Annotated in this window: 3 protein-coding genes and 1 pseudogene; all 4 read right to left on the reverse strand. The window is 69.6% G+C overall.

Annotation, left to right across the window (positions count from 1 at the left end; translation table 11 throughout):
- Window positions 1–896 (reverse strand): annotated as a pseudogene (locus CA983_RS37380) (hypothetical protein); the annotation flags it as partial.
- Window positions 880–1,314 (reverse strand): GtrA family protein, encoded by a 435-nt coding sequence (locus CA983_RS37385; protein WP_244207256.1) that lies wholly within the window; start codon window positions 1,312–1,314, stop codon window positions 880–882. The gene CA983_RS37385 and the pseudogene CA983_RS37380, both read right to left, overlap by 17 nt.
- Before the next feature lie 140 nt (window positions 1,315–1,454).
- On the reverse strand, window positions 1,455–6,413 hold the full coding sequence (locus CA983_RS37390; protein ID WP_086605179.1) for an NAD-glutamate dehydrogenase: 4,959 nt from the start codon (window positions 6,411–6,413) through the stop codon (window positions 1,455–1,457).
- Between the two features lie 605 nt (window positions 6,414–7,018).
- Complete coding sequence (locus CA983_RS37395; RefSeq protein ID WP_086605180.1) at window positions 7,019–7,681, reverse strand: HAD family hydrolase; 663 nt, start codon at window positions 7,679–7,681, stop codon at window positions 7,019–7,021.
- Window positions 7,682–7,780: the final 99 nt, after the last annotated feature.

The following is a 7,780-nucleotide window of genomic DNA, read 5'->3' on the forward strand; positions in this document are numbered from 1 at the left end:
GCCACCCCCAGCACGCAGAACAGCACCAGCGGATCCCACCGGTCCCGCCACCATCGCACCCCCAGCGCCAACACACCCAGCAGCACCAGCCAGTACCGCCCGACCATGTCCTCGTACAGCGGCCGGTGCACCGACTCCAGACCGCCCCCGGCCCCGAACAACGCGAAGAAGTCGTAGTACGGCCACAGCAGCAGGACGACCAGCCCCAGCACCAGCCCACCGCCCAGCCGGATCCACATCGCCCGCCCCGGCCGCGCGGCGACCACCGTCGCGACCGCCCCCAGCGTGGCCACCACGCCCGAGAACTGATGGCACAGCAGGATCACCGCCCACAGCGCCCCCAGCCCGAGCCACACGCCCCACACCGCGTCACCGTCACCGCGCACCGCCCGCCCGAGCCACGCCCACAAGTGGAACGCGAGCCCCAGCGCGAACACGCTCGGATACGACACCGTCAGCGCGAGCGAGTTGAGCCCGTAGAAGCCGCTCCAGTTGAACAGGACCGTCCCCCACAGGAACAGCAGGCTCAGCACGGCCAGTGCGGGCGCGGCGCGATGGTCGCTCAGCGTCCGCACATACCGCCACACCCCCGACAGCAGCAGCGCGAGCCCGGCCAGCGCCCCCAGTCGCAGCACCACGAAGACCGACAGACCGCTCACCCGGGCGACACAGCCGAGCACCAGCATCCAGGGCGAGTAGTACGGGCTCGGCGTGTCCGCGTCGACGAGCGGATTGCCCGGGTCGACGAGATCGTGCCGCAGCCGCTGGACCGTCGCGGCGTGCATGCCGAGGTCTCCGGCCCACGGCAGCCGGACGATCACGAGGACCAGCAGCAGGACGACCACCGCGGCGGGCACCTGTGCGGCGAGGGCCGCCGGTCTAGGCGCGGTGCGCATCGTGCTGGAACACCCAGGTGCGGTAGACGAGGAAGCGGAAGGCGGAGGCCAGCACGATGGAAGCCGCCTTGACCGCGTTGGACTCGAAGGGGCCGGCCAGGCCGAGGCCGTGATATCCGGCGTAGAACAGCCCGCTTTCCATGGCCACGCCGATGCCGCTGAAGACGAAGAACAGCACCATCTGGCGCCGGGTCCGGGACGCCCTGTCGCGGTAGGTGAAGTACCGGAATCCGAGGTAGTTGGTGCCCATGGCGATCAGGCTGGCCAGCACGGTCGCCACCATGGCGGCCCGGTGCAGCCCGTGCACGAGCACGTTGAACACCAGGAAGTTCACCGCGACGCCGCTCCCGCCGACCAGCGCGAAGTTCACCACTTCGAGGACGACGCGCTTCACCGGCGGGTCGGCGGGAGCGGCCACTCGCTCCCTTGAGAGGTTCACAGTCACGCCCCAAGCCTTAGCCGGAAACAGTAAGTCCTCCACTCGAATCGCCCTAAGCCACGCCAAGAAGAAGGCGCCCCGGGCCGATACCGGCCCGGGGCGCCCAGGACGCCGTACTGCTACGAATGCGTCCGCAGCAGCGTCCGCATCGTCCGCATCGCCACCGACAGGTTCGCGAGGTCGAACGCCTCGGAGCTCTGGATCTCCTCCAGTGTGGTGCGGGCCCGGCCGAGGATCGCCGCGTTCTTCTGCTCCCACGCCTTGTAGCGCTGCTCGGGCGTCGAGGTGCCGTTGCCCACCGCCAGGACGTCGGCGGTCAGCGCCGCGTGCGCCGCGTACAGGTCCTCGCGGATCGCCGCGCGGGCCATGGACTGCCAGCGGTCGGCGCGGGGCAGCTCGATGATGCGGTCCATGAGCTGGGTGATCCGCAGCCGGTCGGCGAGGTCGTAGTAGACCTCGGCGACATCCAGCGGCTCCCGGCCCATGCGGTCGGCGACCGAGACGATGTCGAGCGTCGGGAAGGCGGAGGAGAACCCGGCCACGCGCGTGGCGAGTTCGTCCGGCACGCCGGCGTCCGTCAGCTCGTCGTAGATCTTCTGGTACCACTCCAGGTCCGCGCCGCGCAGCAGCTTCGGCAGCTGGGTCCAGACCTGCTCGACCCGCTCGGCGAAGAACTCGACGGTCTCGGCGAGCTGAAGCGGCTGCGGCCGGTTGTTGAGCAGCCAGCGCGTGCCGCGCTCCACCAGGCGGCGCGAGTGCAGCCGGATACGGGTCTGGACGTCGGCCTCGACCTTGTTGTCGAGCGCCTCGACACCGTCCCACACCGGCGACTGGCGGAAGATCTCCCGGGCCGCCGTCTGCGCCCGCACGATCTCCTCCAGCGACGCGCCGGTCTCCTCGCGCAGCCGGTGCAGATACGTCGTACCGCCCGTGTTGACCGTGTCGTTGACCAGGACCGTCGTGATGATCTCGCGGCGCAGCGGGTGCCCGTCGAGACGGTCCGGGAACTGCTCGCGCAGCGCGGTCGGGAAGTAGCAGTGCAGCAGGCCCCGCAGGTACGGGTCGTCGGGCAGCGAGGTGTGCAGCAGCTCCTCGGCGACCGTGATCTTCGTGTACGCCAGCAGGACGGCCGTCTCCGGGCTGGTCAGGCCCTGCCCCTGGGCGAGCCGCTCGCGGATCTGCCGGTCGGTGGGCAGGAACTCCAGCGCCCGGTCGAGGTGACCCTCCCTGACCAGGTGCTTCATGAAGCGCTGCTGGGCGTGGAGCATGTCCTTGGACTGGGCGAGGGCGTTGGCGATCGCCGTGTTCTGCGCGTAGTTGTTGCGCAGCACCAGGTGGCCGACCTCGTCGGTCATCTCGGCGAGCAGCTTGTTGCGCTGCTTGACGGTCATGTCGCCGTCCGCGACCAGGCCGTTGAGCAGGATCTTGATGTTCACCTCGTGGTCGGAGGTGTCCACGCCCGCGCTGTTGTCGATGGCGTCGGTGTTGATCCGCCCGCCGTGCAGCGCGAACTCGATCCGTCCGAGCTGGGTCAGGCCCAGGTTGCCGCCCTCGCCGACGACCTTGACGCGCAGGTCGTTGCCGTCGACGCGGATGGCGTCGTTGGCCTTGTCGCCGACGTCCGCGTTGGACTCGGTGGAGGACTTGACGTACGTGCCGATGCCGCCGTTCCACAGCAGGTCCACCGGGGCCTGGAGGATGGCCTTCATCAGGTCGGCCGGGGTCAGCTTGGTGACCTTGGCCTCGATGCCGAGGGCCTCGCGGATGTGCGCGTTGACCGGGATCGCCTTGGCCGTACGCGGGAAGATGCCGCCGCCGGCCGACAACAGCTCCTTGTTGTAGTCCTCCCAGCTGGAGCGCGGCAGCTCGAACAGGCGGCGGCGCTCGGCGTAGGAGGTGGCCGCGTCCGGGTTCGGGTCGATGAAGATGTGCCGGTGGTCGAAGGCGGCCACCAGGCGGATGTGCTCGGAGAGCAGCATGCCGTTGCCGAACACGTCACCGGACATGTCACCGATGCCGACGACCGTGAAGTCCTCGGTCTGGGTGTTCACGCCCAGCTCCCGGAAGTGCCGCTTGACGGACTCCCAGGCGCCGCGGGCGGTGATGCCCATGCCCTTGTGGTCGTAGCCGGCCGAGCCGCCGGAGGCGAAGGCGTCGCCGAGCCAGAAGTTGTACTGCCCGGCGACGCCGTTGGCGATGTCGGAGAAGGTCGCGGTGCCCTTGTCGGCGGCGACGACGAGGTACGTGTCGTCCTCGTCGTGCCGGACGACGTCCGCCGGGGGCACGACCTCGCCGGCCACCATGTTGTCGGTGATGTCGAGCAGCGCCGAGATGAACGTCTTGTAGCTGGCGATGCCCTCGGCCATCCACGCGTCGCGGTCGACGCTCGGGTCGGGCAGCTGCTTGGCGACGAAGCCGCCCTTGGCGCCGACCGGCACGATGACGGTGTTCTTCACCATCTGCGCCTTGACCAGGCCGAGGATCTCGGTGCGGAAGTCCTCGCGCCGGTCGGACCAGCGCAGGCCGCCGCGCGCGACCTTGCCGAAGCGCAGGTGCACGCCCTCGACGCGCGGCGAGTACACCCAGATCTCGAACGCCGGGCGCGGCGCCGGCAGGTCGGGGATGGCCTGCGGGTCGAACTTCATGGAGACGTAGTCGTGCGGCTTGCCGCCCGCCGCCTCCTGGAAGAAGTTGGTCCGCAGGGTGGCCTTGATGACCGTGAGGAAGGACCGCAGGATCCGGTCCTCGTCGAGGCTCGCGACCTGGTCGAGGGCCGCGTCGACCTCCTCCAGCAGCGCGTCCACGATCTCGTACCCCGCGCGCTGCCGGTCCGGCGACATCCGCGCCTCGAACAGGGAGACGAGCAGGCGGGTGGTGTGGACGTTGTTGCGGAGGGTGTCCTCCATGTAGTCCTGGCTGAACGTGGACGCCGCCTGCCGCAGGTACTTCGCGTACGCCCGCAGCACCATCGCCTGGCGCCAGGTCAGCCCGGCGCTCAGCACCAGGGCGTTGAAGCCGTCGTTCTCCGCCTTGCCGGTCCAGGTGGCGGCGAAGGCGTCCTGGAACCGCTCGCGGGCGTCGTCGCCGAGGTAGTCCCCGCCGGTGCGGGAGCGGGGCATGCGCAGGCCGAAGTCGTAGATCCAGGCCACGCTCCGGTCCGAGCAGCGCAGCTCGTACGGCCGCTCGTCGACGACCTCGACGCCGAGCCGGTTGAGGACCGGCAGCACCGCCGACAGGGAGATGGCGTCGCCCGTGCGGTAGATCTTGAAGCGGCGCTCCTCGGGGGCGGCGCCCACCGGCTCGTAGAGGCTGAGCGCGAAGTCCTTGCCCTCCTCGTCGTTCAGCTGTTCGAGGTGGACGAGGTCGGCGACCGCGGCGCGCGGGTTGTGGTCGGCCTTGTAACCCTCGGGGAAGGCGTGCGCGTACCGGCGCATCAGTTCCGCCGCGTGCTCCTCGCCGAGCTCGGCGTTGAGCGCCTCGGAGAAGGCGTCCTCCCAGGAGCGGGCGGCCTCCACCAGCCGGGCCTCGATGCGCTCCTTGTCGGCGTCGGACAGCTCGGGCAGCTCAGTGCCCTGCGGGACCCGGACCACGAAGTGCAGCCGGGACAGGATCGACTCGGTGTTCCAGGCCGTGAAGTCGACGCTGATGCCGCCCAGTTCCTCCTTCAGGATCTCGATGATCCGCAGGCGGACGGCAGTGGTGTAGCGGTCGCGCGGCAGGTAGACGAGCGCGGAGTAGTAGCGCCCGTACTCGTCCTGGCGCAGGTAGAGCCTCAGCCGCCTGCGCTCCTGGAGGTAGAGGACGGAGGTGACGATGGCCCGCAGCTCGTCGACCGGGGTCTGGAACAGCTCGTCACGCGGGTACGTCTCCAGGATCTGGAGCAGGTCGCGCCCGTCGTGGCTGTTGGGCGAGAACCCGGCCTGTTCGAGGACCTCCTCGACCTTGCGCCGGATGACCGGCACCCGGCGCACGGACTCGGTGTAGGCGGCGGAGGAGAACAGCCCGAGGAACCGCCGCTCGCCGATGACATTGCCCTCGGCGTCGAACTTCTTGACCCCGATGTAGTCCAGGTACGACGGCCGGTGCACGGTCGACCGGCTGTTCGCCTTGGTCAGGACGAGCAGCTTGTGCTCGCGGGCCTTGGCCCGGGCGTCGGCGGGCAGCCGCTCGAAGGACGGGCTGACCGGGTGGCTCTCCTGCTCGGAGTGGTGCGGGTCGGCGCGCAGGATACCGAGGCCGGTGCCGGGCACGGCGGCCAGCGAGTCGTCGCCGCGCAGCTGGTACTCGCGGTAGCCGAGGAAGGTGAAGTGGTCGTCGGCCAGCCAGCGCAGCAGCTCGCGGGCCTCCTCGACCTGGGGCCCGGGCAGGTCATCGGGGATGGGCTCGTCCGGCAGCCCCTCCGCCAGCCGGATCGCCGCGTCCCGCATCTTGCCCCAGTCCTCGACGGCCTCGCGGGCGTCGGACAGCACCCGCAGCAGGTCGGCGGTGATCTGCTTCAGATCGGCCCGGTCGGTCTCACGGTCGATCTCGACATGGATCCAGGACTCGACGTGCGCGTCGTGCGGAAGGTCGCCGACGCCGGTCGCGGGAGAGGGCAGCACCTCGATGAGCTTGCCGGTGACGTCCCGGCGCACGACGAACTGCGGGTGGATGACGACGTGGATCCCGCGCCCCTGCCGCGTCAGCTCGTTGGTGACGGAGTCGACGAGGAAGGGCATGTCGTCGGTGACGACCTCGACGACGGAGTGGCTGCACGTCCACCCGTTCTCTTCGACCGTGGGGGTGTGCACCCGCACGTTGGCCGTGCCCTGGGGGCGATTCTCGGCCAGCCGGTAGTGCGAGACGGCGGCTCCGAAGACATCGACCGGGTCACGGTCGGTGAGGTCCTCCGGGGCCGTGTGCAGGTAGTAGCGCTGGAGGAACGAGAGCAGGGACTCGCGGTCCGGGGCTCCCTGGGCGTCTGGGGTCTCCTCGCCCGTCGACCCGGTCGGTAGGTGCCCCCCGACCGGGCTGTTCTCAGCAACCCGGGCGGCCCTCTCGAGCAACTCGGCCTTGGCTTCGTCCAGCTTGGTCTGCATTGTCCTCTGGCTCCTGTCGCGCGCCGTTGCGTGACGTAGAAGGAAGTACGGTCTCTGCGCTTACGACGTCACGTCGTGACACGGGGTATCCGGTCTGTTCCGACGCTATGCCGCAAGGTGAGATGAGCGGGCGTGTCTGAGCCAATCTTGAGCTGTCCCACGGGCGTGAGGCTGCTCTCCGCGACGCCTCGGTCCGGGTGGTGCTCGGCGTCCCGGGAGTCCTCGAAGCCCCGTCCCGCCCGCGAAGACCAGCGACCGCCGCCCGGTCACGGATGTGGTCCGTGCTCTCCGGGCGCAAGGCAGAGACGACGACGTCCCCGCGAACTATCGCGCTGATCACGCCACCAAGGCTATCGCTCCTTACAGGGGGCCCGTCATGAGCCGTATGTGTACAAAACCAGACCTGGAAGTTTGACGTTCTGCACAGTAAGCGCACCCATCTGCGGGCACGGGGCCGACCTGGCTGCGGGCARTCGTGCCGCTRRGGGCKGCRCGGGTGGGCGATGGGGGTRCCCCCTGCTCGARCGAAGCCGAGAGCTTGGGGGAGGCACCCCGCTCCGCCGGCTGCGCACCCACCCGGCTCCAGCAGCAACGCCAGCACCTCACTACGCCGCCAGCCGCTCCGCCTCGTCGACCGCTTCCTCCAGCGTGTCCACCACCGGAACCCCGACGGCCTCCAGACTCGCCCGACTGTGCGACCCTCCGGTGTACAGCACAGCCCGCGCCCCCACATGCCGCGCAGCCACCGCATCATCGGCGGCATCCCCGATCACAACGATCCGCTCAGGATCCACCCTCAGCGACCCCAGATGCCGCACCATGTGCTCGGCCTTGCTGCCCCCCGACGGCCCGGTCCGCCCGTCCACCCGTATGAAGTGCGGCTCGATCCCGAACCCCCGCACCAACGGCACGAGTTCCTCGTGCACGTACATGCTCAGGATCGACTGACTGCGCCCGGCCGACCGCCACCCCGCCAGCAGCTCCACGGCCCCCACCGTCAGCTCACACGCCACCCGGTGTTCCGCGTAGTACCGATGGAAGATGTCGTCCATGACCTCCCACTCGGCCTCGGTCGGCAGCCGCCCGATCAGCCGCTCGTAGAACTTCGGCACCGGCACGCAGTACAGCTCCCGGTACTTCTCCAGCGTCAGCGGCTCCAGCCCCAGCTCGGCGAACGCCGCGTTCGTCGCCCCGATGATCGCGTCGATGTCATGGAACAGCGTGCCGTTCCAGTCCCAGACAATGTGCGCGCCCGTCTGCTTCCCCATGCCCCAAAACGTACCCGCCCCCACTGACAATCAAGAGAACGGCAACTCAACGCGCCCCCCTGAATGCCGAGAGCACCCGGCCCCGGCTCGCTCAGTCCC

It is taken from the genome of Streptomyces swartbergensis, from assembly GCF_002148965.1.
In the GTDB taxonomy this organism is placed as follows: Bacteria; Actinomycetota; Actinomycetes; order Streptomycetales; family Streptomycetaceae; genus Streptomyces; species Streptomyces swartbergensis.